At 33.4% G+C, this 25059-nt stretch carries 29 protein-coding genes; 10 read left to right on the forward strand and 19 right to left on the reverse strand.

What is annotated here, in order from left to right:
- Positions 1 to 169 precede the first annotated feature (169 nt).
- Genes gloA2 through ABXT06_RS02360 form a run of 4 tightly spaced genes read right to left on the reverse strand, consistent with a single transcriptional unit; the run spans position 170 to position 2067 of the window.
- Positions 170 to 559 carry an SMU1112c/YaeR family gloxylase I-like metalloprotein gene (gloA2, locus tag ABXT06_RS02345; protein WP_354589291.1) on the reverse strand — a complete coding sequence of 130 codons (390 nt, stop codon included), beginning with the start codon at positions 557 to 559 and terminating at the stop codon, positions 170 to 172.
- A complete protein-coding gene (locus ABXT06_RS02350) occupies positions 559 to 1134 on the reverse strand; it encodes a sugar O-acetyltransferase (protein WP_354589292.1) in 576 nt (191 codons plus the stop codon). The genes gloA2 and ABXT06_RS02350 overlap by 1 nt, the downstream gene beginning before the upstream one ends.
- 3 nt (positions 1135 to 1137) lie before the next feature.
- Entirely contained in the window at positions 1138 to 1596 is a 459-nt protein-coding gene (locus ABXT06_RS02355) for a YciI family protein (protein WP_354589293.1), read from the reverse strand.
- A gap of 12 nt (positions 1597 to 1608) precedes the next feature.
- Positions 1609 to 2067 carry a DinB family protein gene (locus ABXT06_RS02360; RefSeq protein WP_111363327.1) on the reverse strand — a complete coding sequence of 153 codons (459 nt, stop codon included), beginning with the start codon at positions 2065 to 2067 and terminating at the stop codon, positions 1609 to 1611.
- Between the two features lie 143 nt (positions 2068 to 2210).
- Here ABXT06_RS02360 and ABXT06_RS02365 point away from each other — a divergent pair, with 143 nt between their 5' ends.
- From ABXT06_RS02365 to ABXT06_RS02405, 9 genes are all read left to right on the forward strand, one after another.
- Positions 2211 to 4376, forward strand: a complete 2166-nt coding sequence (locus ABXT06_RS02365) for a TonB-dependent receptor (protein ID WP_354589294.1) — start codon at positions 2211 to 2213, stop codon at positions 4374 to 4376.
- 432 nt (positions 4377 to 4808) lie between these two features.
- Positions 4809 to 5216 carry a DUF2141 domain-containing protein gene (locus ABXT06_RS02370; protein ID WP_354589295.1) on the forward strand — a complete coding sequence of 136 codons (408 nt, stop codon included), beginning with the start codon at positions 4809 to 4811 and terminating at the stop codon, positions 5214 to 5216.
- A 48-nt stretch (positions 5217 to 5264) separates the two neighbouring features.
- Positions 5265 to 5885 (forward strand): hypothetical protein, encoded by a 621-nt coding sequence (locus tag ABXT06_RS02375; RefSeq protein WP_354589296.1) that lies wholly within the window; start codon positions 5265 to 5267, stop codon positions 5883 to 5885.
- A gap of 21 nt (positions 5886 to 5906) precedes the next feature.
- The gene (locus ABXT06_RS02380; protein WP_354589632.1) at positions 5907 to 7244 is read left to right on the forward strand and encodes a 2TM domain-containing protein; all 1338 of its coding nucleotides are present in this window, start codon (positions 5907 to 5909) and stop codon (positions 7242 to 7244) included.
- The gene (locus ABXT06_RS02385; protein WP_354589297.1) at positions 7244 to 7567 is read left to right on the forward strand and encodes a 2TM domain-containing protein; all 324 of its coding nucleotides are present in this window, start codon (positions 7244 to 7246) and stop codon (positions 7565 to 7567) included. Before ABXT06_RS02380 ends, ABXT06_RS02385 begins: the two co-directional genes overlap by 1 nt.
- Positions 7548 to 7877, forward strand: a complete 330-nt coding sequence (locus ABXT06_RS02390; RefSeq protein ID WP_354589298.1) for a 2TM domain-containing protein — start codon at positions 7548 to 7550, stop codon at positions 7875 to 7877. Before ABXT06_RS02385 ends, ABXT06_RS02390 begins: the two co-directional genes overlap by 20 nt.
- On the forward strand, positions 7868 to 8185 hold the full coding sequence (locus ABXT06_RS02395) for a 2TM domain-containing protein (protein WP_502909020.1): 318 nt from the start codon (positions 7868 to 7870) through the stop codon (positions 8183 to 8185). The genes ABXT06_RS02390 and ABXT06_RS02395 overlap by 10 nt, the downstream gene beginning before the upstream one ends.
- 13 nt (positions 8186 to 8198) lie before the next feature.
- Positions 8199 to 8585: a 2TM domain-containing protein gene (locus tag ABXT06_RS02400; RefSeq protein ID WP_354589299.1), complete on the forward strand. Its 387-nt coding sequence runs from the start codon at positions 8199 to 8201 to the stop codon at positions 8583 to 8585.
- A 40-nt stretch (positions 8586 to 8625) separates the two neighbouring features.
- The gene (locus ABXT06_RS02405) at positions 8626 to 9390 is read left to right on the forward strand and encodes a LytR/AlgR family response regulator transcription factor (RefSeq protein WP_354589300.1); all 765 of its coding nucleotides are present in this window, start codon (positions 8626 to 8628) and stop codon (positions 9388 to 9390) included.
- Positions 9391 to 9660: 270 nt separating this feature from the next.
- Here the strand turns inward: ABXT06_RS02405 and ABXT06_RS02410 are convergent, their stop codons facing one another.
- Positions 9661 to 10686, reverse strand: coding sequence for a COX15/CtaA family protein (locus ABXT06_RS02410; protein ID WP_095930986.1), 1026 nt, complete (start codon positions 10684 to 10686; stop codon positions 9661 to 9663).
- Between the two features lie 15 nt (positions 10687 to 10701).
- Complete coding sequence (locus tag ABXT06_RS02415; protein WP_354589301.1) at positions 10702 to 12135, reverse strand: CCA tRNA nucleotidyltransferase; 1434 nt, start codon at positions 12133 to 12135, stop codon at positions 10702 to 10704.
- Positions 12136 to 12611: 476 nt separating this feature from the next.
- Between ABXT06_RS02415 and yaaA the strand changes: the two genes are divergently transcribed.
- Positions 12612 to 13370, forward strand: coding sequence for a peroxide stress protein YaaA (gene yaaA, locus ABXT06_RS02420; protein WP_354589302.1), 759 nt, complete (start codon positions 12612 to 12614; stop codon positions 13368 to 13370).
- Between the two features lie 125 nt (positions 13371 to 13495).
- Here the strand turns inward: yaaA and ABXT06_RS02425 are convergent, their stop codons facing one another.
- The 13 genes from ABXT06_RS02425 to ABXT06_RS02485 all read right to left on the reverse strand — a co-directional run bounded on the left by ABXT06_RS02425 (position 13496) and on the right by ABXT06_RS02485 (position 25005).
- Positions 13496 to 15082, reverse strand: coding sequence for an MDR family MFS transporter (locus ABXT06_RS02425; RefSeq protein ID WP_354589303.1), 1587 nt, complete (start codon positions 15080 to 15082; stop codon positions 13496 to 13498).
- A gap of 5 nt (positions 15083 to 15087) precedes the next feature.
- Positions 15088 to 16167, reverse strand: coding sequence for an HlyD family secretion protein (locus tag ABXT06_RS02430; RefSeq protein WP_354589304.1), 1080 nt, complete (start codon positions 16165 to 16167; stop codon positions 15088 to 15090).
- Positions 16168 to 16179: 12 nt separating this feature from the next.
- Positions 16180 to 17499 carry a TolC family protein gene (locus ABXT06_RS02435; RefSeq protein ID WP_354589305.1) on the reverse strand — a complete coding sequence of 440 codons (1320 nt, stop codon included), beginning with the start codon at positions 17497 to 17499 and terminating at the stop codon, positions 16180 to 16182.
- The gene (locus ABXT06_RS02440) at positions 17489 to 18118 is read right to left on the reverse strand and encodes a TetR/AcrR family transcriptional regulator (protein WP_354589306.1); all 630 of its coding nucleotides are present in this window, start codon (positions 18116 to 18118) and stop codon (positions 17489 to 17491) included. The genes ABXT06_RS02435 and ABXT06_RS02440 overlap by 11 nt, the downstream gene beginning before the upstream one ends.
- Positions 18119 to 18307: 189 nt before the next feature.
- A complete protein-coding gene (locus ABXT06_RS02445; RefSeq protein WP_354589307.1) occupies positions 18308 to 18790 on the reverse strand; it encodes a hypothetical protein in 483 nt (160 codons plus the stop codon).
- An 11-nt stretch (positions 18791 to 18801) separates the two neighbouring features.
- Positions 18802 to 19563 carry a tryptophan synthase subunit alpha gene (gene trpA / locus ABXT06_RS02450; RefSeq protein WP_354589308.1) on the reverse strand — a complete coding sequence of 254 codons (762 nt, stop codon included), beginning with the start codon at positions 19561 to 19563 and terminating at the stop codon, positions 18802 to 18804.
- A gap of 94 nt (positions 19564 to 19657) precedes the next feature.
- The gene (locus ABXT06_RS02455) at positions 19658 to 19978 is read right to left on the reverse strand and encodes a gamma-glutamylcyclotransferase family protein (RefSeq protein WP_354589309.1); all 321 of its coding nucleotides are present in this window, start codon (positions 19976 to 19978) and stop codon (positions 19658 to 19660) included.
- Positions 19979 to 20033: 55 nt separating this feature from the next.
- Positions 20034 to 21215, reverse strand: coding sequence for a tryptophan synthase subunit beta (gene trpB / locus ABXT06_RS02460; RefSeq protein WP_354589310.1), 1182 nt, complete (start codon positions 21213 to 21215; stop codon positions 20034 to 20036).
- An 11-nt stretch (positions 21216 to 21226) separates the two neighbouring features.
- Entirely contained in the window at positions 21227 to 21859 is a 633-nt protein-coding gene (locus tag ABXT06_RS02465) for a phosphoribosylanthranilate isomerase (RefSeq protein WP_354589311.1), read from the reverse strand.
- Positions 21860 to 22050: 191 nt separating this feature from the next.
- A complete protein-coding gene (trpC, locus tag ABXT06_RS02470) occupies positions 22051 to 22830 on the reverse strand; it encodes an indole-3-glycerol phosphate synthase TrpC (protein WP_354589312.1) in 780 nt (259 codons plus the stop codon).
- Positions 22831 to 22902: 72 nt separating this feature from the next.
- Positions 22903 to 23895 (reverse strand): anthranilate phosphoribosyltransferase, encoded by a 993-nt coding sequence (gene trpD, locus ABXT06_RS02475; RefSeq protein ID WP_354589313.1) that lies wholly within the window; start codon positions 23893 to 23895, stop codon positions 22903 to 22905.
- A gap of 59 nt (positions 23896 to 23954) precedes the next feature.
- Positions 23955 to 24362 carry a GNAT family N-acetyltransferase gene (locus ABXT06_RS02480; protein WP_354589314.1) on the reverse strand — a complete coding sequence of 136 codons (408 nt, stop codon included), beginning with the start codon at positions 24360 to 24362 and terminating at the stop codon, positions 23955 to 23957.
- Positions 24363 to 24438: 76 nt separating this feature from the next.
- On the reverse strand, positions 24439 to 25005 hold the full coding sequence (locus ABXT06_RS02485) for an anthranilate synthase component II (RefSeq protein ID WP_354589315.1): 567 nt from the start codon (positions 25003 to 25005) through the stop codon (positions 24439 to 24441).
- Positions 25006 to 25059 lie beyond the last annotated feature (54 nt).

Here is a 25059-nt window from a genome sequence, read left to right on the forward strand (position 1 = left end):
TTCTCTCTAATGTTGAATCCTGACTGTTATTTCTCATCGCAACAAAATTTATTAAAGTTAAATTTTGTTACCGAAATATCTAACCTTTACAGAAATGACAAACTATCTGTTTAGTCGTTGCCTTAAATAAAGAACTTTGTGTCTTAGCGCCTTTGTGGCAAAAAAAAGCCTAACGCTCATAAAACTCAATCGGCAATAAATCAGGATCTGCAATAAAAGTGAAACGTTTTTCAGTTGTTTCATCAATCCTTATTGGTTCAGATTCTATATTTTTTGAAGTTAAAAAAGCAATCGTTTCTTCTAAATTAATTACTTCAAAAGCCAAGTGGCGCAAACCAACCGCTTCAGGTCTTGAAGGTCTTTGTGGCGGATCTGGAAATGAAAATAACTCCACAACATAAGAACCATTTAAAGCCAAATCTAATTTATAAGATTGGCGTTCTTCGCGATAGATTTCTCTAATTATAGTTAAACCTAAAATCTGAGTGTAGAAATATTTCGATTTTTCGTAATCGGAACATAAAATGGCAATATGGTGAACTTTGTTAAGGGTAAGCATTATTTTTTGGATTCAGGTTCTTGATTTAATTTTCGAATAACTTTTGCTGGATTTCCAACAGCAAGCGAATTGTCTGGAATATCTTTTGTAACGACAGATCCAGCGCCAATAACACAGCCTTTTCCGATTGTTACGCCTGGACAAATAACCGAATTTCCGCCAATCCAACAATCGTCACCAATTGTCACAGGATATGCATTTTCTAGTGTTTTTCTTAATTCAGCGTCAAGCGGATGAGAAGCGGTATAAATCTGAACATTTGGTGCAATAAATACATTCGATCCGATTGTTACAGGCGCACAATCCAAAACCACACAATTCACATTAAAATAAACATTTTCGCCAGCAAAAATATTGTATCCGTAATCACAATGAAAAGGAGGTTCGATATAAAAACCAGCTCCAGCGTTTGGAATCAGTTCTTTTAAAATTTCTTTTGCTTTTTTAGTTACACGATATTCTTTTACGTTTAAAGTGTGTAAAAGATTCTTTGCGGCGCGACGACCTTTTACCAATTCTGGATCAAAGGCATTATAATATTCGCCAGAGACCATTTTTTCTTTTTCTGTTTTCATATTTTACATTTTCGTCTTGGCAATTTTGTCATGTATTTTTACAGTTTCCTGTAAAGCTGCAGTGCAATACCAAGGCGTTAATTCGGCTTCGAGTAAATTAGCTTTTATTGCTGGATCGGTAGCAACAAGAGCTTTGGCTTCTTCTATGGTTTCGACGTTAAAAACATAAATACCGCGATAGTTTCTATCATTTTTCATAAAAGGGCCGGCAACAACCAGTTTTCCTTCTTCGGCTAATTTATTGATGTTGGCCATGTGACCTTCAAAAAGTTTTTTGGTTTCTTCTTTAGTAGCTGTTTTATTAGTTCCAGATTTTAGAAGACAAAAAACATATTTCTTCATTCCGTATTCGTCGGCATGAAGTGATTTGGCCAGAGCTTCATCATATTTAACTTCGGATTCTTGTGAAAAGCCGATTGCACTCATTACTAAAAAAACAAAAACTAAAAGTGACTTTTTCATGATTATGAATTTTTAAAGCAATTTCTTCAAAATAACAATCTGTCCTAAATGATAAACATCATGCTGAATGATTCCGTGAATATCTTCATAAAAATTATGATTATTGTTTAGATCTATTTTTTCGAAATCCTCATCATTAAAATCATTCAGGCAAGCACTCCATAATTCCTGAGATTTTGCCAGATTTTGCAGTGATTGTTCCCAAGCGGGTTCAGATGAATCTATAATAGGCACAAAATAATTATGATCGGGAGTTGTTATTATTTCTCCTTTAACACGTTTAAGTATGTTTCTTCTCCATTGTATTAGGTGATTGACAATTTCCCAAATCGTGTTTAAGTTAGGATTGATTTTTTTATAAGCCTGAGCCGCAGTAACATCTTTTAAAGTATCTGCTAAGGTCACTTCAAGCCATGGGTTTCCATTATAAATGGATTGATACAAATTCGAAACTCTTTTACTTTCTGACATAGTTAATAGTTTTTAGAAACACGTTAGCTAAGATACAAATTAGTATTTTACAACTCATCCTCGAAAATCTACAATTGGGTTATTATATATTTTTTAACATGAATTGTTAAAATACATTTGCTTCATCAAAAACCAAAGATGACATGAAAACCAGATTATTTTTTACCATAAGCTTTTTATTTTTTACAGCATTCATTTTTGCTCAAAATACGATTTCAGGAAAAGTAGTTGACCAAAAAGGAAAACCAGTGGCCGGTGCAAATATTTATATTGAGGGAACTTACGACGGAGCAACAAGTTCTGAAACAGGAGCATTTTCTTTTGAAACTACCGAAACTGGAAATAAATTTTTAGTAGTAAGCTTTTTACTTTTTGAAACTTACAAACAAGAAATTGATGTTGCAAATTATAAAGATCAAACGGTAAAATTAAGAGAAAATGTTAATGCTCTAGATGCTGTTGTCATTACAGCGGGAACTTTAGAATCTGGAGATAAAGCAAGAGTTTCGGTTTTAAAACCTCTAGATATTGTTACCACAGCAGGTTCTGCCGGAAATATAGTGGCAGCATTGCAGACTTTGCCAGGAACGCAAACGGTTGGTGAAGACGGACGTTTGTTTGTGCGTGGGGGAGAAGCTAGCGAAACGCAGACTTTTGTTGACGGAATTCGTGTGGCACAGCCTTACGGCGCAACAACCAATAATTTACCAACTAGAAGCCGTTTTTCTCCTTTTTTGTTTAGCGGAATCGCATTTTCTACGGGTGGTTATTCGGCAGAATATGGTGAAGCTTTATCAAGTGTTTTGCTTTTGAATACACAAGACGAAGAAGATCATGAAAAAACAGATATCGGATTAATGACGGTTGGTTTGAGTTTAGGAAATACACAGAAATTCAAAAAAAGTTCATTGAGCGTAAATATGATGTATGTGAATTTAGCTCCTTATCAAGCAGTTATTCCGCAAAATGTAGATTGGAATAATCCGTATCAGTCACTTGGAGGAGAAACAGTTTATAGATACAATTTCACAAACGGAATATTTAAGCTATATGCTTCATTTGATTCTGAAAAATTTGACTTGAATCAGAAAAATGTCAATTTCGAAAATCCTATTCGAACTGATATGAACAACAATAACTTCTATTTGAATTCATCTTATAAAGGAAGTTTCGGAACGGGTTGGCAGTTAACTTCTGGAGTTAGCTACGGTTACAGCAAAAACAAACTGAAATATGATATTACAGGAATTGACAGCCAAGAAAACGCGGCTCAGCTTAAATTGAAGTTTAGCAAGAAGTTTTCAAACTTTTTTAAATTGTCTTTCGGAAGCGATTATTTCATTACCAAATACGATGAAAATGTGGCTGACAATATTGCTCTTGATGTTACAAATGGATATGATTCGAACATTTTTGCATCTTATGTTGAAGGAGATGTTTTATTCTCTAAAAAACTAGCTTTGAAAGTTGGTTTGAGATATTCGAATAATAGTCTTTTAAACGAAAACAATATTGCACCAAGAGCTTCATTAGGATATAAAGCTTCAAAGAATAGTCAGTTCTCTTTTGCTTATGGAGATTATTCTCAAACGCCAGTTGTAGATTATATTAAATTTTCTAAATACCATCAGTTTGAGAGCGAAAAAGCAAGACATTACATTTTAAATTATACGTTCACAAGACCTGGACAAACGCTTAGAGCAGAGGCTTATTACAAAGATTACAGCAATTTGGTGCAGTACGATACGAGAGATATTCAATACAATTCAGTTTTCAATAACAACGGATCGGGTTATGCAAAAGGATTGGATTTATTTTGGAGAGACAGTAATTTGTACAAAAATTTAGAATATTGGATTTCATATTCATATATCGATTCAGAAAGACAGTATAAAAACTTTCCAAACATGGCGACTCCAAGTTTTATTGCCAATCATAACTTGTCTGTTGTAGCAAAATATTTTATTACAGACTGGAAATCTCAGGCTAGTTTAACAAATAGTTTCAGCTCAGGACGTCCGTACAACGATCCAAATCAGACGCAGTTTATGAACGGAAAAACAAAATCGTACAATAGTTTGAGTTTTAGCTGGGCGTATTTATTAACCACACAAAAAATCCTTTATTTCTCTGTTTCAAATGTTTTAGGAACGCAAAATATCTTTGGATACGATTACGCCAAAACACCAGACGCAAGCGGAGTGTATCAAAGACAAGCTGTAGTGCCAACAGCAGACAGATTCTTCTTCATAGGTTTCTTCTGGACGATTAGCCAGAATAAAAATGAGAATCAGTTGAAAAACTTGTAGTTTTTTAGGCGCAGAGGTTCAAAGGGACAAAGGTTCAGAGATTTTCCTTGAATGGAAAAAAAATAATATAAATAAACCGGCTTCTTTCAGCCTTTGTTTCTCTCAATCTCAAGAAAACCTTTGTCTCTTTGTAACTCTGAACCTTTGAACCTCAAGAAAAAAACAATTCAGTAACCAAAATCAACAACTCAGCAGCATTTAATTTTAAAAGACTAAAAACCGATATACTTTTGAAGTGTAAATTAAAAGGAACAAAGAAACAAAGCGACAAAGGTTCAAAGTTTTTTTTGAATACTAGTAATGAGAAAACCAAACCTCTGAACCTTTGTAACTCTGAACCTTTGAGCCTTGAAAAAAAAGAGTTTTAATCATCAACAAAAAAAACTTAGACCCTTAGTAACTCAGAACCTTAGAACCTAAAAAAAAGAAATCATGACCAAAATTATTACAATAACTATCTTATTTATCTGCAGCTTAATGTCTGCTCAAAATGTAAAATTAACTGTTGCCGTTTCAGGTTTAAAAAATGATACAGGCGTTGTTAAAGTAGGATTATACAATTCAGACGGAACTTTCCTTAAAACAACTTACAAAAGTTTGGCTTCGGAAATTAAAGACAATAAAGCGGTTGTAACATTTGAAAACCTTCCTGCGGGAGAATATGCAATTTCAACGTATCATGATGAGAACATCAACGGAAAGCTTGACAGAAATTCAATGGGAATGCCAATAGAAGAATACGCGGCTTCAAACAATGCAAAAGGATTTATGGGGCCTCCTTTGTATAGTGATGCTAAATTTAATGTCACTAAAGATTCAAAAGTCGAAATTGTATTCTAATAAACAAATAACTAATCCATATAAACAAACCATTAAATAACTTATAAAATGAAAAAAATCATCACATTAATAGCATTATTAGTAGTCGGAATAAGTTCAGCTCAAACACAATTTGAACAAGGAATGAACAAAGCATTCGGACTTTGGAAAGAAGGAAAAAATACTGAAGCTTCTGCATTGTTTGAAAGAATCGCCGCGGCAGAAAAAAACAGTTATTTGCCAAATTATTATGTAGCCTTAATTAATGCAACTGCTGTTTTTACAGAAAAAGACAAAACAAAAATTGATTTGTTATTGACAAAAGCACAAGACGCCTTAGATCTTGAAATGATAAAAGATCAAGCCAATTCAGAATTGTATGTAATGCAGGCTTTAATTTATACAGGATACGTTGTGGCTGACCCAATGACAAACGGAATGAAATATTCTAGTAAAGTGATGGAAGCTTACGCGAAAGCTAAAGCATTAGATCCAAATAATCCAAGAGCAGTTTTTGGTGAAGCAGATTATCAGTTAGGAGGAGCAAAATGGACAGGAGTTGATACTAAACCTTTGTGCGCACAAGTTGATAAATCTATTGAACTTTTTAATACTTTTAAACCAGCTACGCCTTATGCTCCAAAATGGGGATTGGATAGAGCATTAGAAATTCAAAAAACTTGTAAATAATTCAGTAGTTTATATAATATGATGATATTAAAACCTAATTTGTTAAAAGCATGCTTAGTTGGAGGAATAGTATTTTTGTTCTCTTTTCTAATTCGGTTTGCTTCTTTAGGAACAGCAGTTTTTAACAAGAACCTTTCTATTTATTTCTTGTACTGCATGCTTTACAGTGTGGTTTTGTATATCGTAAACGTCGTTCTTTTTGATTTTTTAGATAGGGTATTCAGAGAAAATCCATATTCAGTAAAGAGAATATTAATAGGTTTTGTAAGTTCTTTTTTTGTGTCGATGATTATCATTGTTGTATTGCGTTTGTTTACGAGCGTAATAATCGACAACAAGACAATTATAGGTTTTCTGGCAAATGAGAAGGTAGAAAATTATATAGAATCTGCAGTTATGACCTTTATTGTCCTATTGTTTTTTCACGGACTTAATTTTTATAAACTTTATCAGGAAAACAAAGTTACCCAGCAAAAGATTATCGCAGGTACGGCAAATGCCAAATTCGAAAGTTTAAAAAACCAGATTGACCCGCATTTTCTTTTTAACAGCTTAAATGTTCTTAGTTCTTTAATAGAAGAAAATCCAGATAATGCACAGCGTTTTACTACTTCTCTTTCTAAAATTTACAGATATGTTTTAGAGCAGAAAGACAAAGAATTGGTTTCGGTTGAAGACGAATTATCATTTGCAAAAACTTATATGAATTTGCTGAAAATGCGTTTTGAAAATAGTTTGTTTTACGAATTGCCAACAGAAAACATTAACCCAGAAGCCAAAGTGGTGCCGCTTTCTTTACAGCTTTTATTGGAGAATACCGTAAAGCATAATGTGGTAAGTGAGCAAAAACCGCTTCATATTAGAATTTTTATTGATCGAGATTATCTGGCCATTCAGAATGATCTTCAGAAAAAAGAGGTTTTGCAGGACAGGCAAGGCGTTGGATTACAAAATATTGTAAACAGATACGGAATTGTAACGGATAGAAAAGTGAAGGTTGAGGAAGATGGAAAGAATTTCACTGTTAGGATTCCAATTTTAACCAAACAAATTACGGTTATGGAAATGAGTGCAGAATATACCGATGAAGCAAAAGCTTATTATAGAGCCAAAAAGAGAGTAGAAGAATTAAAAGGATTTTACGGAAATATAATTTCATATTGCTGTGTGATTCCGTTTTTGATCTTTATTAATTTAAAATTTTCGCCAGGATTTCAATGGTTTTGGTTTTCGGCTCTAGGCTGGGGATTTGGAGTTGCTATGCATGCTTTTAAAGTTTTTGGATACAGCTCAGATTGGGAAGAAAGAAAAATTCGTGAGATTTTAGAGAAAGATAACAAACAAAAAACGTGGAAATAATGGAAAAAAACTTCACAGAAGCAGATCGTTATTATGATGCTCAGAAAAAAGTAAAAGAAATAAGAGGATTTTACGAGCATTTGACCGTTTATGTTTTGTGTAATCCAATTGCGATTGTGGTTAACTTAATGACTTGTCCAGAATATTTATGGTGTATATGGTCTGTAATGGGTTGGGGTGTTGCAATTATTTTACACGGATTAAAAGTTTTTAGTCTGCCGCCCTTCTTCAATAAGAAATGGGAAGAGAAAAAAATAAGAGAAATTCTAGAAAAAGAAAATCAGCAACGTTTAGAAAATAGTCATGGAAACAGATTTGAATAACGATCAGGAAGAAACCATCTTGAAAGATTTGGCGACCAAAAAAGTAATTCAGTTAAAATATTTTTACAAACACTTATTTGTTTATGCTATTGCAATGATACTTTTTCTTTTGAAAGAATATACGGATTTACCATTGCAGTTTTTTCCAATTAGATATTTAAATTGGGTAGTTGTAATTATTTGGTCGGCTATTGTAGTAGGCTCTGCAATTGATTTGTTTGCTTCTTATAAGATTTTTGGACAAGAATGGGAAGAGCAAAAACTAAGAAGCATTTTAGAAAAGAAATATAAAAAACAAAAATGGGAATAATTATGGAAAGGAATTTAAGTGACGAGGAAAAATATATCCAAGCCAAAAAGAAAGTTGAAAACATTAAAGGATTTTACGGAAATCTTCTAGCGTACATTTTAGTAAATGCAATTTTAATCTTTATCAATTTATATACATCGCCTCAATACTTATGGTTTTTCTGGCCATTGTTATGGTGGGGAGTAGGAGTCGTTTTTCACGGATTAAAGGTCTTTGAAGTTTTTCCAGGAATGGGCAAAGAATGGGAGGAAAGAAAAATCAAAGAGTTTATGGAGAAGGAAAAACAGAATAAAAACAAGTGGAAATAATTAAAATATAGTTATGGGACGTTTTAGAAGAGAAATGTACGAAGATTATGCAAGACATCATTTTGGAGAGTATTCAGACGATCCAAATTACAATGCAGCTTATAGAAGAGTAAAAAGGCTTAAAAGATTTTACTCGCATTTGAAAATTTTCATTATTGTAAATATTATCATCATTGTATCAAGTTTGACTCGAGATAAATCTGCTGGTCTACTGGTAATGGATTTAAGTGGTTTAACAGAATGGCACACTTATTCTACCGCTTTTTTTTGGGGAATTGGTCTATTAGCGCACGCATTATCTGTTTTTGGTACTGATTGGTTTTTTGGAGCAGATTGGGAGAAAAGAAAAATCCAAAAATACATGGAAAAAGATGCTGCAAATAAAAATAAATGGGAGTAACTTTGAATTCATATTTTTTTCAAATTTCACATTATAGTAAATGATCACATTAATTATAGAAGACGAAAAACCAGCGGCGAGATTGCTGCAAAGAAAACTTGAAAAGTTAGATGTAACCGTAGAAACCATGCTTCATTCCGTTGAAGAATCGGTTCAGTGGTTTGAAAATAATCCACATCCCGATTTAATTTTTCTGGATATTCAGTTGTCAGATGGTTTATCTTTTGAGATTTTTGAAAAAATAGATATTAAAAGTGCTATTATTTTTACAACGGCATATGATGAGTATGCTTTAAAAGCTTTTAAATTAAATAGTATCGATTATCTTCTAAAACCAATTGACGAAGATGATTTGGAAACTGCTGTTTCAAAATTCAAATCCAGACTTCCAAAAGCTGCAGAATCTTCAAATAGGCAATTAGATTTTGAACAGATTCGACAAATGTTATCCAATCCTTTTGAGAAAACGTATAAAAAGAGATTTACAGTTAAAATCGGACAGCATTTAAAAGTGATTACCACAGAAGAAATTGAATGTTTTTTCAGCGAAAACAAAGGAACTTATATTCATACCTATGACAATCGCGATTACCTAATAGATTCGACCTTAGAAATCTTAGAACAGGAATTGGATAAAAAGGATTTCTTTCGCGTAAGCAGAAAATTTATTGTTCCTTTAAAAGCAATCAAGGAAATTCAAGTTTATACCAATTCAAGATTAAAAGTTATTTTGCCAAGCTATAAAGAGGATGAGGTCATTGTAAGCCGAGAAAAAGTACAAGATTTTAAAGCTTGGCTGGGATAAAATTATATTTTTAAAAGTAGAAAGTAAGCAGATTTTAATTCAGTAAAACCCCAGCGGGGTGAAATATTTACAGAATTACAATAAACAATTAAAATAAGCTCCGGAGGAGCGGCATATATTGAAACTGAAAAAAATAAATATGTCGCTCCTCCGGAGCTTTTTATATTGGAGAGATTTATCTTTTGCTATAAATATTTTGCTTCTCTGAAGCTTATAAAAAAAGCTGTCCTTTTGAGACAGCTTTTTTTTATGTTTTAATATATTTCAATCTTATTTGCTTAATCTATGCAATGTATATGTCATAGCACTCAAAAGGAAAAAAGCCATAATTTGGTGAATCAATCCTAAAGCCAAAGGAACACTGTATAATAAAGTGAAAACTCCCAATAAAAATTGAATGAAAACAAAAACGACTAAAGTCTTGATTCCGTTTGCTTGAGTATGCGTAAGTGTATATTTTTTGCTTTTAAAGAAAAGGAAAAGAATAATGGCTACCACGACATAAGCAAAAGTTCTGTGTACGAACTGAACACCGCTTTTTCCTTCAATTAAATTTTTTACTAAAGAAGACTGCTCAATAAAAACCGATTCGTGGATAAATTCTCCATCGCTCATTAAAGGCCAGTGATTGTGAATTAATCCAGCATTTAATCCTGCTACAAATCCGCCGTAAATGATTTGGATTAATAAAGCCACCAAAGCATAACGAGCAATATTTCTTAAAGGTAAAATCTTGTTGATATTTCGTTCTGGATAAATCAAATCAAGCGCTACCCAAAGTGTATATGCGAAAGTAATGAATGCAAAAGTCAAGTGTAATGAAAGTCTGAAGTGGCTTACATCTGGATTATCGATTAATCCGCTTCTTACCATAAACCATCCTAAAAATCCTTGGAAAGCTCCCATTGCCAAAAGAACGATGCATTTTTTGATTGTGTCTGTATCTAGTTTCTTTTTGGCTAAAAAGTAAACAAACGGCACAAAGAAAACCAAACCAATAATACGTCCGATGAAACGGTGAAACCATTCCCAGAAATAAATGAATTTATAATCGGCTAATTGAAAATCGTTGTGAATATTGATTTTTTGATATTCAGGAAACTTTTTATATTCATCAAAAGCGGCTTGCCATTTAGCATCTGTTAAAGGTGGAAATGTGTCGGTTACCAAATGCCAGTCGGTCATAGATAAACCTGAATTGGTTAAACGGGTGATTCCGCCTACAACAACCATTAAAAATAATAAAACACAACCTGATAGTAACCAAATGATTACTGATTTATTCTCTTTTTTCATTTTATTAAATAATACTTATTTCTCAACTTTTTTTAAGCCTAATTTTTCAGCTCGTTTAATCACAAAATCATAAGCAGGTTGATATTCATTTGGAATAATACCTTCTAAAATGGCTTCCTTAACTGCTTCTTTCAAAATTCCGATTTCGCGTGAAGGTTTTAAATCAAACATTTCCATAATTTCTTCACCTGTAATTGGTGGCTGAAAATTACGAACATGATCGCGTTCTTCTACTTCTACAATCTTTTTACGTACGAGTTCAAAATTTTTATGATATTTCTTGAATTTCGATGGATTTTTGGTTGTGATATCTGCCTCGCATAATGTCATTAAATTTTCTACATCTTCTCCAGCATCAAAAACCAAGCGGCGAACTGCGCTGTCAGTTACAATATCTTGAGCCAAAACAATCGGACGCGAACTCATAATAACCATTTTCTGAACGAATTTCATTTTATGGTTCAAAGGCATATGCAAACGTTCGAAGATTTTCTTAGCCATTTTTCCACCTAAAAATTCATGTCCGTGAAAAGTCCAACCTTGTTTTTTTGTAAAACGTTTAGTTGGTGCTTTTCCAATATCGTGTAATAATGCCGACCAGCGTAGCCAAACATCATCTGTATTTGGGCAAATATTATCGACAACTTCAAGCGTATGGTAAAAATTGTTTTTATGAGTATGACCTTCAATTTCTTCCACCTGATTCAACGCTGTTAATTCGGGTAAGATTAAATCTAAAAGTCCTGTTTTGTATAAAAGTAAAAATCCTGTTGAAGGTTTATCGGTCATGAGAATTTTGTTTAACTCATCAACGATTCTTTCGCCAGAAATAATTTTAATGCGTTCAGCATTTTTGGTGATAGCATTCAGTGAATTTTCTTCAATTTCAAAATTCAGTTGAGTTGCAAAACGAATCGCACGAAGCATTCGCAATGGATCGTCAGAATAAGTAATATCTGGATCCAAAGGCGTTTTGATTGTTTTGTTTTCTAAATCGGTTAGTCCATCAAACGGATCTAAAAGATCTCCAAAATTATTTTGGTTTAATGATAAAGCTAATGCGTTAATCGTAAAGTCACGACGATTTTGATCATCTTGTAAAGTTCCGTTTTCCACAATCGGATTTCGGCTGTCTCTAGTATAAGATTCTTTTCGAGCGCCAACAAATTCGATATCCGTATCTTCAAAACGAAGCATAGCAGTTCCATACGTTTTAAAAACTTGAACTTTTGGTTTGTTCGGAAGTAACTCTGAAACTTTAAGTGCCAGTTCTATGCCGCTTCCAACAGCAACTACATCAATGTCTTTTTTAGAACCACGATTTAAAAGCAAATCACGAACAAATCCTCCTATTACATAAGAGTCAACTTTTAATTCCTGAGAAGCTTTCGAAATGATATCGAAGATTTTGTTTTGTAAAGCAGTTTTATAGTTTGTTTGTATCGCCACGAATTCAATTTTTGAATAAAAAACACATTTCAAATTTCGATCGAAATAAAATGCATGCAAATTTACAACATAGAAAATGCCTATTACAATCTAGAGCTCACTTTTTTGAACAATTTCACATTTTGTAGTGCAGAATTTTATTAAAAATGGGAAAGGTTGCCACGAATTGCACGAATTCTCACGAATTTATTTTTTAGCCACAGATTAAAAGGATTAAAAGGATTTTTAATTAGTGAAAATTTGTGCAATTGCTTCGCCTGTTCGCTATCGCTCGGGTCGTGGCAGAATAAAAATAGCAATAGATTAAGATAATCTGTGTAAATCATTTTAATCTGTGGCAAAAAAAATGTAGAGAGAATTCGTGGAAATTCGTGTAATTCGTGGCGAAAAAAATATACCACAATAAAACAAATCAATCATGATAATCTATTTTTAGAAATGCAATTTGTATTTTTGAATCATAGAAAAAAGCACACATGAAAATTGTTATATCTCCAGCGAAATCATTGAATTTCGAAAAAGAATTACCAACATCTCAATATACAGAACCTTCATTCTTAAAAGAAGCAAGAGTGGTTCATAAAGTAGTAAAAACCAAAAAGCCAGCTGAATTATCAGATCTAATGTCGATTTCAGACAAGCTAGCCGATTTAAACTGGAAACGTAATCAAGAATGGAAAACACCATTCACAGCAGAAAATGCGCGCCCAGCAGTTTATACTTTCGATGGTGATGTGTATACAGGTTTAGATGCTTATACCATTCCGTTAGAGAAATTAGATGTTCTTCAGGATAAATTGAGAATTTTATCTGGCCTTTACGGTCTTTTAAAACCGCTTGATTTAATGCAGGCTTATCGTTTGGAAATGGGAACTAAAATGCCAGTTGGTGAATCTAAAAACCTTCATGAATTCTGGAAACCAATAGTAACCAAAGCTTTAAATAAAGAATTAAAAAAAGATGAATTATTCGTGAATTTAGCGAGTAATGAATATTTTTCTGCTGTTGATGTAAAAGCTTTAAAAGTTCCTGTAATCACTCCGGATTTCAAAGATTACAAAGACGGAAAATTAAAAATGATTAGCTTCTTTGCCAAAAAGGCTAGAGGTATGATGGTGCGTTATATTATTGATACCAACGCTGAAACTATAGATGACTTAAAAGGGTTTAATTATGAAGGATATCAGTTTGATGCCAATCTTTCTAAAGGAAATCATTTGGTTTTTACAAGGTAAATTTTAAGGGACAAAGGTTCAAAGTTGCAAAGGCTCAAAGTTTATTTTACAAATGAATTTAAAAATAAACGCCGAATTCTAAATGATGAATTCGGCGTTTCTGCGGTATTATAAACTTATTATTATTAATGCATTGCGTCGGCTGCACTAATTTTGTTCTTCCCTTTTTTAATAAAGAGAATAATCGGTATGCAACATAAAAACATAATTCCTAGATAAAGGAAAATATCCATATAAGCCATTACAGTACTTTGCTTCATTATTGAATATTCTATGGCTTGATATGCTTTTTTCAAAGCAACATCAGCGCTATATCCTTTTGCCATGAAGGCGTGCTGCATTCCTGCAATACGTTGCTGCACATCAAATTTAGCTGGATCTAGGTTATTAATTAAATCTACACGGTGCGACTGGCTGAAACGTGTGATAAAAGTGGTAATAATTGCGATACCAAAAGATCCGCCTAACTGACGCATCATTCCAGTAAATGCTGCTCCTTCACCAATTTGTTTTCCTTTTAATGTTGAAAGAGAAAGAGTTGTAATAGGAACGAAAAGCAATCCTAAACCAATTCCTCTTAAAATTAAAGGCCAATACATATGTTCAACTCCCGTGTCAGGAGTCATACGGCTGTACATCATAAAGGTAAAGAAGAAGAAAATTAAAAATCCTACTCCAACCATATATCCTTGAGGCACACCTTTCTGAATCATATTACCCACAAAAGGCATCATAATCGCCGTGGTTATAGATCCCGGAATTAATAATAATCCTGCATCAGTTGCTGTCCATCCTAAAATCGACTGCGTATAAATTGGGATAATTAATGTTGAACCGTAAAGACCAAATCCAAGAATAAAACACATTATGGTTCCAATTCTTAAGTTTCCGTCTTTTAAAACGCTTAGGTTTACAATTGGATATTCGTAGGTAAGCTCTCTCCAAATAAAGAGAACCAATCCAAGAACAGTAACAACACTCAAGGTTATAATTGTAGAGTCATTAAACCAGTCGTCTTGCTGTCCGTGTTCTAATACGAACTGTAAAGAACCGATAAATGCAGTCAACAATATAATTCCCCACCAGTCAACTTGATTTGCTTTTAATTTTTCTCCATATTTCGGGCTTCTAACAAAAGTTAAAGCCAAAATAGTAGCAATAATCCCCAACGGAATATTGATATAGAAAATATATGGCCAAGAATAATTATCTACCAAATATCCTCCCAATGGCGGACCTAATGTTGGTCCTACAATTACACCCATTCCGTAAATAGCTTGCGCCATTCCACGTTTTGCTACCGGGTAACTCTCTGTAATAATCGTTTGGGCTGTTACTAGTAATGCTCCACCACCCATACCTTGTACGAAACGGAAGGCTACAAGTTCCCAAATATTGGTGGCATTACCACACAAAAAAGAACAGACCGTAAATATTATAATGGAAGCCACAAAATAATTACGTCTTCCAAATTGCTGTGATAGCCAGCTCGTCATCGGAATTACAATAACATTCGCAATTGCGTATGCTGTAATTACCCATGCCACATCAGTCAAGGTAGCACCAAGACTTCCGCGCATGTCAGTCAGCGCTACGTTTACAATCGTCGTATCAACAATTTCCAGCAGTGCACAAAGTACTGCTGTAATCGTAATGATAACGCGTCTGAAACCGTATTCTACTAAATCGTCGTCTTGTATTGCTGTTGCCATTTATTTTATTTCAAATGTACATCTACGTCAACGTTCATACCTGGTCTTAAAAGTTTTACTTTTTCAGGATCGTTTGATTCGTCTATTGTAATTTTTACTGGTAATCTCTGAATTGTTTTTACGAAGTTTCCTGTTGCGTTATCAGGAGGCAATAATGAAAAACGAGATCCTGTTGCAGGAGAGAAAGAAGATACAGTTCCTTTAAACTCATAGTTTGGATAAGCATCAACTTTTAAGCTTACTTTTTGACCCACAACCATTTTGTTCAATTGTGTTTCTTTGAAGTTAGCTACAACCCAAGCTTCATTATTGTTGATGATGTAAAATAAAGATTGTCCTGGCTGAACCAATTGTCCTGGCTGAATATCAACTTTAGAAACTTGACCATCAATTGCAGCTGTAACTACAGTATAAGAAAGGTTTAAGTGAGCAACATCCAACATTGTTTTTGCTTTTTTGATGTTTGCAGCAGCAACTTCAGTTTGTTTATCAGAAACTTTAGATTTTGACTGAATAACCGATTTTTGGTAAGAACTAGCTTTTTGCTGTTGTTCTAAAACACGTACTTGATTTTCAGCTTCTTCTTTTGCCGTTAAAGCCTGCTCGTATTGCTGTTTTGTAATAGTATGAGTTTTGTACAAGTTATTGTAACGGTTATAATCGTTTGTAAGCTGTCTCAATCTAATTTTTGCACTTTCTATAGAACCTGTTGCAGACCTCATTTGAGCATCAGAAACAGAGATGCTTGCGTAAGCACTTCCAATATCTGCTTTTGCAGCTTCAAATTGTCCTTCAGCTCCTAATAATGCAGCGTTAGCTTCATCAATCTTTAATTGATAATCTCTCTTGTCAATTGTAAATAAAGTATCTCCTTTTTTTACGTAATCATTATCTTTCACATAAACTTTGCTGATATATCCTGAAACTCTTGGGATAATCGGATTCATTCTTTTCTCGATCTGAGCATCATCTGTTTCTTCGTGAGCTTGACCATGTAGGTATTTAGATATTCCGTAAGTTCCGCCTCCTAAAATCAGAACTGCAAGTATGATGATGAATTTTTTATTTGTTTTTTTCTTTTCCATGAGAGCTATCGATTATATTTTAGAAAGATTGAATGATTGTGATAATTGTCCTGATACTGATAGTAATTCGTAATATTTTTGAATAATGGTTGCTTTAGATAAAGCAGTTTGAATTTTGGCATTTAAATGCTCTACATCTGCTTCTACCAAATCATTAGTGTCAGATAAACCATTGTCAAATTTATCTTTTACTAATCTATAGTTTTCTGCTGCTTGCTGAAGCGCTTCTTCATAAACCACACTTTGATTAATTGCTAGGTCATAATCTTCAATAGATTTTTGAACTTCAACTTTGATGCGATCTGTCATAATTGCTTCAGTATTTTTTACTTCCAAAGCTCTGCTTTCTGCTTCTTTTACGTGAACATTGTTTTTCAGAATTCCTGATAAATCATAAGATAATCCGATTCCAAAGTTCATTGCATATTTTACAGTCACAATGTCTTTTAAGTCAAATGCAGTATAACCACCTAAAAGCGAAATAGAAGGATAATATCCAGCTTTTGCAATCTTTACATTAGCTTCAGAAGCTTTGCTTTGCAATCTTATTGCTTCTAAATCTTTTCTGCTTTCAAGTGCAACAGCATCAGATGTTATAGAATTGCTTGTTTTTAGATTAAAGAAATCTTCTTCATTTACCTGAATTTTTACATTCGGATCTAATTTCAGTAAAGTAGTAAGATAGAAGTTGATATTATTGATGTTATTAGTAGCTTCATCAATAGATAATTGAGTTTTGGAAACTAATAATTGCGCTTTCAATAAATCATTTCTCGGAATAATTCCGTTTTTCTCCAACTCTGTAAAATCAGTAACACGTTGTTTTGCGCTTTTTTGATTTTCGTTTAAAACGTCTAAAGTTTTTTGAGCTTTGTACAATGCTGTGTAATAAGTAATTGCTTTTAAAGCTACATCTTCTTTAGTTTTTGCAGCATTAGCAGTTTCTGCTTCGTACATTCCTTCATAGGCATCAATGCTGTTTTGAATTTTAAATCCAGCAAAAATAGGAAGGCTTAAATTTGCCATTCCAAGCATTGCGCGGTCTGGAGAAGCCAGTGAAGCACTTTCACCTTGATTAGGCATATCAATCGATGCTTTTGTAAGACGCTGATATTGCCCCGAAACTTTAAGGTCAGGGTATTGATTATTTTTTACGGTTTTTAATTCGTATTTTTTTGTGTTTACCTTAGTGTTGGCAAGCGTAACTTCGTTACTCTTTTCCCAAGCCATTTGCACGGCCTCGCCCAAGGTTAAACTTGTTTTTTCTTGTGCTTCCATTGAAGATATTCCGATAAAGAAAACTCCAAAGAGCATTAATTGACTAATTTTCATAAACAAGTAGCGCTTTTATAGTTTGTTGAATGTGCTTTGTAAGATCGTTTTTAATGTAATTGTTAAACATTTCTTCGGTTTTTAAATCAAATAATTCTTCGAAGAAAGAGCGATTCATGTGAAAGTGAAAAAAGGTTCCGATAATCGTAGGTGTAATAAGTTGGATATTAACATCTTTTCTAAAAACTCCTTGGGCTTGACCTTGTTTGATAATGCTTTCAACCGATTTTAAATTTCCTTTTTTAAGTTCAGTAAAAGTTTGAAGGCTTTTTTCTCTCTTTTTGTTATAAAGTTCAAAATGTAAAACCCTGTAAATCCCTTTATTAAGGCAAATTCTATTGATGTAAATTTCGATTAATTTATTGACTTTTTCAAGAGGTTCTATGTCTTCTTGTAATAAATTTTCGAGTTGTAGTTTTAAATCAACGGTCTTGTGAAAAATAAGAGCTTCCAAAAGTCTTTCTTTTGACCCAAAATAATAAGAGACCATGGCAATGTTAATTTTGGCCTCTTTGGAGATATCCCGTATCGATGTACCCTCAAATCCTTTTTCAGAAAAAAGCCTTTCTGCAACATTAAGAATCTGAATTTTTTTATCGTTCAATTCGATGTGTGACATGGTATTGTTTCTAATCGGATGCAAAATTAAACACTTGTTTAATTTAAACGCTTGTTTAATTTTATTTTAACACAATATTAACATAAAGCGTTTTCGATAATTTATGTTAATTTGTTCTTTAATTAGTTAAAATAAAAAAGCTGAAATACTTTGGTATTTCAGCTTTTATCAAATTTTGACGCTCTCAGATTATCTTTTGTACTCTCGATATGAGAGATAAAGAATAAAAAAACCAGCAATTAATCCAATATATAAAAGATTGCCTTCTTTCTGTTCGTATTCACTTTTATTAATTATAATCTTTCCATCTTTCTCAAGTTGAATTAGATCAATATTTATCTTTTCATCTTCATTAGAATTTGCTTGATAATAGACTTTAACCTTGTCTCCAATGTTTACTTTTTGCAGTAAATCATTATAGTCTTTAGACATTCTGTAAACCCCTAAATCTTCATCTAGATTTTTTAAGGATATAAAAAATACATCTGATTTTTGTCCCTTACTTCCATAATGAATATCGATTCCTTTATCGATTATTATACTTTCAAATTGATCTTGTTTTGATAAGTCAATGTTTCTTTTTTCGTAACCTATATAAGCTAGAAAGAAAAATAATGTGGAAAATAATCCTGCAGTAATTGAGTTTATCAGCCGTTTAGTTTTCTTATTCATGAAAGATGTATTTATCGAATCTCTCCAACAAATTCAGAAATTTTCCCGCTTCCGCTTTCACTTAAATGTTTAATAAAAGCACTTCCAATAATTGCACCTTTTGCATATTTAGTAGCTTGATTGAAAGTTTCTTTATTCGAAATTCCGAAACCTACAATTTGAGGATTTTTTAAATTCAGATTAGAGATTCTTTCAAAATAGCTTTCCTGAACATCTCCAAAACCAGATTGAGATCCTGTAACACTTGCAGAACTTACCATATAAATAAATCCGTTAGAAACGCTGTCAATAAAACGAATACGTTCGTCTGAAGTTTGAGGTGTAATCAAGAATACATTGATCAAACCGTATTTTTCGAAAATTGCTTTGTATTCCTCCGCATATACATCCACTGGAAGATCCGGAATAATTAAACCGTCAATCCCGATTTCAGCACATTTTTGACAGAAAGCTTCAACGCCATATTGCAACATAGGATTAAAATATCCCATAATGATCAATGGAATTTTTACGCTTTCGCGAATGTTTTTCAGCTGATCAAAAAGAATTTGAGTTGTCATTCCGTTATGAAGCGCCTGAGTAGAACTCGCCTGAATTGTTGGTCCATCTGCTAAAGGATCACTAAAAGGAAGTCCGATTTCGATTAAATCAACTCCGTTTTTTTCTAAATCCTGAATAATCTGCACAGTATCATTTAAGTTAGGATAACCTGCAGAAAAATAGATCGAAAGGATCTTTTTATTTTCTTGTAATTTTTGAGTTATTCTGTTCATTTTAATATATTTTTTTACCTAAGAAGTTTTAAAAACTTGTTAGATATTTCCTCGCTGTGGTTTTGTCTGTGCCGCTGCTAAGATCATTTTCTAATTATTTATTTTCGGTATAAACCCAAGCAACTGTTCCAGATTTTAATTTGACCTGCACTCTTCTATATGAATTAGATTCGAATAAATCGACTTTTGCTAAATCTGCACTGGTAACATTAAAGACAACACCATGTATATTTTCTTCCGCGTTTTCACTTGCAATTGCAACCACGTAATCTGCCATACCGAATTCTTCTTCGATTTGCAAACTTTTTAGTTTATAACCTAAGAGCTGATCTGGAGTTCCAACTAGTACTTTTTTAAAAATTTGCATTTGAACTTGTTTCGATCTTAATGTTCCGTATGAGAATAACTTTTCCATAATTATATTTTCTCGTTAATAGTTGCGATTAGAGACGTGCAAATTAATACTTTTATTACAATTTAAAGTAATCAATGTAATTATCTAAATCTTTATCACCACGACCAGAAAGACTGATGACCACAACATCTGTGGGCTTGAATTTCTTTTGATCCAAAACTGCAAAAGCGTGAGCGCTTTCTATTGCAGGAATAATTCCTTCTAATTTTGTCAATTGCAAACCAGCATTCATAGCATCATCATCAGTTACAGAGAAAAATTCACCACGTCCGCTTTGCGCTAAATGTGCGTGCAATGGGCCAACTCCCGGATAATCTAATCCTGCTGAAATTGAGTAAGGTTCTGTAATCTGCCCATCAGGAGTTTGCATTAAAAGTGTTTTGCAACCATGGATAACACCAACTTTTCCTAATTTACTTGTTGCAGCACTGTGACCGCTATCAACTCCTTTTCCAGCTGCTTCAACAGCAATGATTCCAACTTCGGGTTCGTGTAAAAAGTGATAATATGTTCCTGCTGCATTACTTCCTCCACCAATGCAAGCCACAACGTAATCAGGATTTTCACGTCCTTCTTTTTCTTTCAATTGCCATTTAATTTCTTCTGAAATAATACTCTGAAAACGAGTCACCATGTCTGGATAAGGATGCGGACCAATTGCCGATCCGATAATATAATGTGTGTCTACAGGATTATTGATCCAATCGCGAATTGCTTCGTTTGTTGCATCTTTTAAAGTGCGTGAACCTGAAAGTGCTGGACGAACTTCTGCGCCTAACATTTTCATACGCGCTACGTTTGGTGCCTGACGTGCAATGTCAATTTCGCCCATGTAAACGATACATTCAATTCCCATTAAAGCGCAAACTGTTGCAGTCGCAACACCATGCTGACCAGCTCCAGTTTCGGCAATAATTCTTTTTTTGCCCAAACGTTTTGCTAGTAAGATTTGCCCAATTGTATTGTTTACTTTGTGCGCGCCGGTATGGTTTAAGTCTTCTCTTTTTAGATAAACTTTGGTGTTGTATTTTTCAGATAAACGTTTTGCAAAATACAACGGACTAGGGCGCCCAACGTAATCTTTAAGCAATTGATTGAACTCTGCTTTAAAATCTGGTTCATCCATTATGCTTAAATATTTCTGGCGTAGTTCTTCTACATTTGGATATAACATTTCCGGAATATAAGCTCCTCCAAATTCTCCGTAATATCCTTTTTCGTTAACGTTAAAACTCATTTTTTTAAATTTTAAAAGTTGGCAACATCAAATTTGCGTTTGAAATTGCTAAATAAATTTCTGTTTTTTAGCCCTGGTTCAATTTCAAATTTACTATTTACATCGACAGCGTAGATTGGTAAATTGGTTTTTGAAATTTCTTCAATAGCTTTTAATTCCTTCATTCCGATTCCTCCGCTTAAAAAGAAAGGTTTTTTGGAATTGTATTTTTTTAATATTGTCCAGTCGAAAGTTGTTCCGTTTCCTCCTGGAAGTTTTCCTTTGGTGTCAAACAAAAAATAATCGCTGACTGGCTCAAAAGGTTTTATAACTTCAAAATCAAAATTTTCATCGGCAGAAAAAACTTTTATGATTTCGACTTTTTTAGGCAATTGTTCTTTTAGTTCTGATAAAAATTCAACGGATTCATTTCCGTGTAATTGAACGGCTTGTAAATTGTATTTTGCGACTTTTTCCAGAATTTCTTCCTGACTCTGATCTACAAAAACGCCTACTTTTTTGACTGTTTTTATAAGTTCAGGAATTGTTCCGTTAAAATATCGTGCGGATTTTTCCCAGAAAATAAATCCCATATAGTCGGGCAAAAGAGCGCCTACTTCGAGGATATTTTCAGGATATTTCATACCGCATATTTTGAGTTTCATTTTCGTTGTGTGTTTTTTAACGCAAAGTGCGCTAAGGTTTTTTGTTTTGTATTGTGTTTAAAATGCGAAAAAGTTCGCAAAGCTTTGTTTTTTTTTGCCACAAATTGCACGAATTTCCACTAATTAAATTCGTGTTAATTGGTGTAATTGCTTCGCCTGTTCGCTATCGCTCGAGTCGTGGTAAACCAAAATTATATTCTACTAATAAATTCTGATGCAGCCTTACCTGCGTCGTCAGTTTTCATGAAGTTCTCCCCAATTAAGAAACCTTTGTAACCGTATGGTTTTAGTTCTTGGATTGCTTCGATTGATGAAATTCCGCTTTCAGAAACTTTTACAAAATCGTTTGGAATTTGTGATGCTAATTCTTTACTAAAATCTAAACTTACTTCGAATGTTTTTAGGTTTCTGTTGTTCACGCCAATCATGTCTAAACTTGGCATAATTGATTTTTCTAATTCTTCTTGATTATGTACTTCAAGCAAAACTTCTAAATCTAGTTTTTTTGCAAATTCAGATAAAGATTTAATTTCTTCGCGGGTTAAAACTGCAGCGATTAATAAAATCAAATCGGCTCCGTGGGCTTTTGCTTCAAGAATTTGGTATTCGTCTACAATAAATTCTTTTCGCAAAAGCGGAATATTTACCGAAGCTCGAGCCAAAAGTAAATCGTCTAAAGATCCGCCGAAATATTTTCCGTCGGTTAAAACTGAGATTCCGCAGGCTCCAGCATTTTCGTAACCTTTCACCACTTCTTCGACAGTAAAATTATTGTTGATAATTGATTTTGAAGGAGAACGACGTTTGTGTTCTGCAATAATTCCAGAATTACTTTCTTTTAATTTCTGACTAAGAGAAATCGTCTGTTTTCCAAAAAACACAGAAGCTTCCAATTGAGAAGTCGGAATAATCGATTTCTTCAAAATGACTTCTCTTTTTTTGTCTATTATTATTTTATCTAAAATGTTCATTGTTGTTGTTTTGCCACGAAGTCACAAAGGCGCAAATTTATTAGCGCTAATTTGTGAAATTTGTGTTTGTTTTTATTTACTTAATTCTTGTAATTTCTGTAATGCTTTTAATCCTTTTCCTGACAATAGACTTTCTTTTGCGATTTCAAAACCTTCTTTTGGAGAACATTTTGTAACCGTTGCGATTGCCATTGCAGCATTGGCACAAACTACATTGTTTTGAGCTTTGTTTCCTTTTCCAGAAATGATATTGGTGAAAATTTCAGCTGATTCTTCAATGGTTTTTCCGCCTTCAATTTCGGTTTGCGATAAAAGATGAACTCCAAAATCTTCTGGATTTAACATTCCTTCCATATGGTTAGTAATCGTTTTGGTTGGACCAGTTAACGAAATTTCATCATATCCGTCAAGCGAATGTAGAATGGTAAAATTCACATCGGTATTTTGATATAAATAAGCGTACATTCTTGCCAATTCTAAGTTGAAAACACCAACTAGTTGATTTTGTGGAAACGACGGATTTACCATTGGGCCCAACATATTGAAAAAGGTTTTTACACCCAATTCTTTTCTGATAGGTCCAACATTTTTCATAGCTGGGTGAAATAGGGGAGCGTGTAAAACACAAATTCCTGCTTGATCAATACATTTTTCTAAAAACGAAGGATCGTTGCTAAATTTTATTCCCATTTTTTCCATTACGTTGCTTGATCCAGAAATAGATGAAACTCCGTAATTTCCATGTTTTGCTACTTTTATTCCGGCTCCAGCCGATACAAAAGAAGCAAGAGTCGAAATGTTGAAAGTATCTTTCCCATCACCGCCCGTTCCGCATAAATCGATTGTGTTATAGGCTGATAAATCGACACGAATACATAAGTCTAATAAAGCTTCACGAAAGCCCGAAAGTTCATCGATTGTAATGCTTCGCATCATAAATACAGTCAAAAATGCCGAAATCTGACTCGGATTATACTGACCGCTTGAAATATTAATCAATACTTGTTTCGCTTCTTCTTTAGAAAGCACTTCGTGGTTGATTAATTTATTTAATATAGTTTTCATTTTTTTAAGATTCTAAGTTGCTGAGATGCTAAGGTTCTAAGTTTTTTACTGTGACTGCTTTAATGTTCATTTCCTTGATAAATCCACATTGGTTCCGTTTTTCCAGCTCTTTCGAAACCATTTTTTTTATAAAAATCAACTGATTTTCCATCGGCAGTGAGCATTTGCATATGAAAATGTCGGTATTTCTCTTGCAGTTTATCCAAAATTAACTTCCCAATTCCTTTTCCTTGATATTCTGGAAGCACCAATAAATGTGGATAATAAACTGTTAGAGATCCATCTGAAATTGCATTTCCAAGTCCAACGAGCTTTTTTTCTTCCCAAGCGGTTATTAAAGTTTCAGAATTTAATAAGCCATTATATAATTCATTTGGCTTACTTGCAGAACTCCATTCGTTTGCTTTGTACAAAACTAAAATGTCCTCAATGTTGATTTCTCGGGTTTCTAAAATTGTTATTTCCATTTTTTTTGAGATTCTGGGTTACTGAGATATTAAGGTTCTAAGTTTTTTTATTGTCACTGATTACTGAGACTAAAAACTAACTCTTAATCCAGTTCTCTAAAATCTTTTTCCCATTTGGTGTCAAAACGCTTTCTGGATGAAATTGAACGCCTCTTACATCATAATTTTTATGACGCAAAGACATGATTTGTCCGTTTTCATCAACCGAAGTTGCTTCTAAATCTTCAGGTAAATTGCTGTCAACTACCCAAGAATGGTATCTTCCGACTTCGAATTCTTTTCCTAAACCTTCAAAAAGAATTTCATCATCTACTACTGTTTTTACATTTGTAGCCACTCCGTGATACACTTTATCAAGATTTGAAAGCGTTCCTCCAAAAACTTCGCCGATTGCTTGTTGTCCTAAGCAAACGCCAAGTATGCTTTTTGTTGGACTGTATTTTTCGATAACTGCTTTTAATAAACCTGCTTCATCTGGAATTCCAGGTCCTGGTGAAAGTAATATTTTCTCAAAAGATGCAATTTCATCAATATCAAATTCGTCGTTTCTGTAAACGGTAACTTCGCAGTTTAAATCTTCTAAATAGTGCACTAAGTTGTAAGTGAAACTATCGTAATTGTCTATAACTAAAATCTTTTTCATTGTGTTGTGTTTTTTGTTTCAGGTTTTCTTTGTTTCAGGTTTCAAGTTGGTTGG

The sequence above is a fragment of the Flavobacterium sp. UW10123 genome, from assembly GCF_040538975.1.
In the GTDB taxonomy this organism is placed as follows: domain Bacteria; phylum Bacteroidota; class Bacteroidia; order Flavobacteriales; family Flavobacteriaceae; genus Flavobacterium.

Excerpts from the sequence above, each read along its gene's own strand:
- ABXT06_RS02365 (WP_354589294.1), top strand. The coding sequence starts at position 2,211 with ATGAAAACCAGATTATTTTTTACCATAAGCTTTTTATTTTTTACAGCA.
- ABXT06_RS02425 (WP_354589303.1), bottom strand. The coding sequence starts at position 15,082 with ATGGCAACAGCAATACAAGACGACGATTTAGTAGAATACGGTTTCAGA.
- ABXT06_RS02485 (WP_354589315.1), bottom strand. The coding sequence starts at position 25,005 with ATGAAAAAGATTTTAGTTATAGACAATTACGATAGTTTCACTTACAAC.
- ABXT06_RS02380 (WP_354589632.1), top strand. The coding sequence starts at position 5,907 with ATGATATTAAAACCTAATTTGTTAAAAGCATGCTTAGTTGGAGGAATA.
- gloA2 (WP_354589291.1), bottom strand. The coding sequence starts at position 559 with ATGCTTACCCTTAACAAAGTTCACCATATTGCCATTTTATGTTCCGAT.
- ABXT06_RS02360 (WP_111363327.1), bottom strand. The coding sequence starts at position 2,067 with ATGTCAGAAAGTAAAAGAGTTTCGAATTTGTATCAATCCATTTATAAT.
- ABXT06_RS02385 (WP_354589297.1), top strand. The coding sequence starts at position 7,244 with ATGGAAAAAAACTTCACAGAAGCAGATCGTTATTATGATGCTCAGAAA.
- ABXT06_RS02390 (WP_354589298.1), top strand. The coding sequence starts at position 7,548 with ATGGAAACAGATTTGAATAACGATCAGGAAGAAACCATCTTGAAAGAT.
- trpA (WP_354589308.1), bottom strand. The coding sequence starts at position 19,563 with ATGAACAGAATAACTCAAAAATTACAAGAAAATAAAAAGATCCTTTCG.
- ABXT06_RS02350 (WP_354589292.1), bottom strand. The coding sequence starts at position 1,134 with ATGAAAACAGAAAAAGAAAAAATGGTCTCTGGCGAATATTATAATGCC.
- ABXT06_RS02395 (WP_502909020.1), top strand. The coding sequence starts at position 7,868 with ATGGGAATAATTATGGAAAGGAATTTAAGTGACGAGGAAAAATATATC.
- ABXT06_RS02410 (WP_095930986.1), bottom strand. The coding sequence starts at position 10,686 with ATGAAAAAAGAGAATAAATCAGTAATCATTTGGTTACTATCAGGTTGT.
- ABXT06_RS02445 (WP_354589307.1), bottom strand. The coding sequence starts at position 18,790 with ATGAATAAGAAAACTAAACGGCTGATAAACTCAATTACTGCAGGATTA.
- trpB (WP_354589310.1), bottom strand. The coding sequence starts at position 21,215 with ATGAGTTTTAACGTTAACGAAAAAGGATATTACGGAGAATTTGGAGGA.
- ABXT06_RS02370 (WP_354589295.1), top strand. The coding sequence starts at position 4,809 with ATGACCAAAATTATTACAATAACTATCTTATTTATCTGCAGCTTAATG.
- ABXT06_RS02440 (WP_354589306.1), bottom strand. The coding sequence starts at position 18,118 with ATGTCACACATCGAATTGAACGATAAAAAAATTCAGATTCTTAATGTT.
- ABXT06_RS02375 (WP_354589296.1), top strand. The coding sequence starts at position 5,265 with ATGAAAAAAATCATCACATTAATAGCATTATTAGTAGTCGGAATAAGT.
- ABXT06_RS02400 (WP_354589299.1), top strand. The coding sequence starts at position 8,199 with ATGGGACGTTTTAGAAGAGAAATGTACGAAGATTATGCAAGACATCAT.
- trpD (WP_354589313.1), bottom strand. The coding sequence starts at position 23,895 with ATGAAAACTATATTAAATAAATTAATCAACCACGAAGTGCTTTCTAAA.
- ABXT06_RS02435 (WP_354589305.1), bottom strand. The coding sequence starts at position 17,499 with ATGAAAATTAGTCAATTAATGCTCTTTGGAGTTTTCTTTATCGGAATA.
- yaaA (WP_354589302.1), top strand. The coding sequence starts at position 12,612 with ATGAAAATTGTTATATCTCCAGCGAAATCATTGAATTTCGAAAAAGAA.
- ABXT06_RS02465 (WP_354589311.1), bottom strand. The coding sequence starts at position 21,859 with ATGAAACTCAAAATATGCGGTATGAAATATCCTGAAAATATCCTCGAA.
- ABXT06_RS02480 (WP_354589314.1), bottom strand. The coding sequence starts at position 24,362 with ATGGAAATAACAATTTTAGAAACCCGAGAAATCAACATTGAGGACATT.
- trpC (WP_354589312.1), bottom strand. The coding sequence starts at position 22,830 with ATGAACATTTTAGATAAAATAATAATAGACAAAAAAAGAGAAGTCATT.
- ABXT06_RS02405 (WP_354589300.1), top strand. The coding sequence starts at position 8,626 with ATGATCACATTAATTATAGAAGACGAAAAACCAGCGGCGAGATTGCTG.
- ABXT06_RS02355 (WP_354589293.1), bottom strand. The coding sequence starts at position 1,596 with ATGAAAAAGTCACTTTTAGTTTTTGTTTTTTTAGTAATGAGTGCAATC.
- ABXT06_RS02430 (WP_354589304.1), bottom strand. The coding sequence starts at position 16,167 with ATGGAAAAGAAAAAAACAAATAAAAAATTCATCATCATACTTGCAGTT.
- ABXT06_RS02455 (WP_354589309.1), bottom strand. The coding sequence starts at position 19,978 with ATGGAAAAGTTATTCTCATACGGAACATTAAGATCGAAACAAGTTCAA.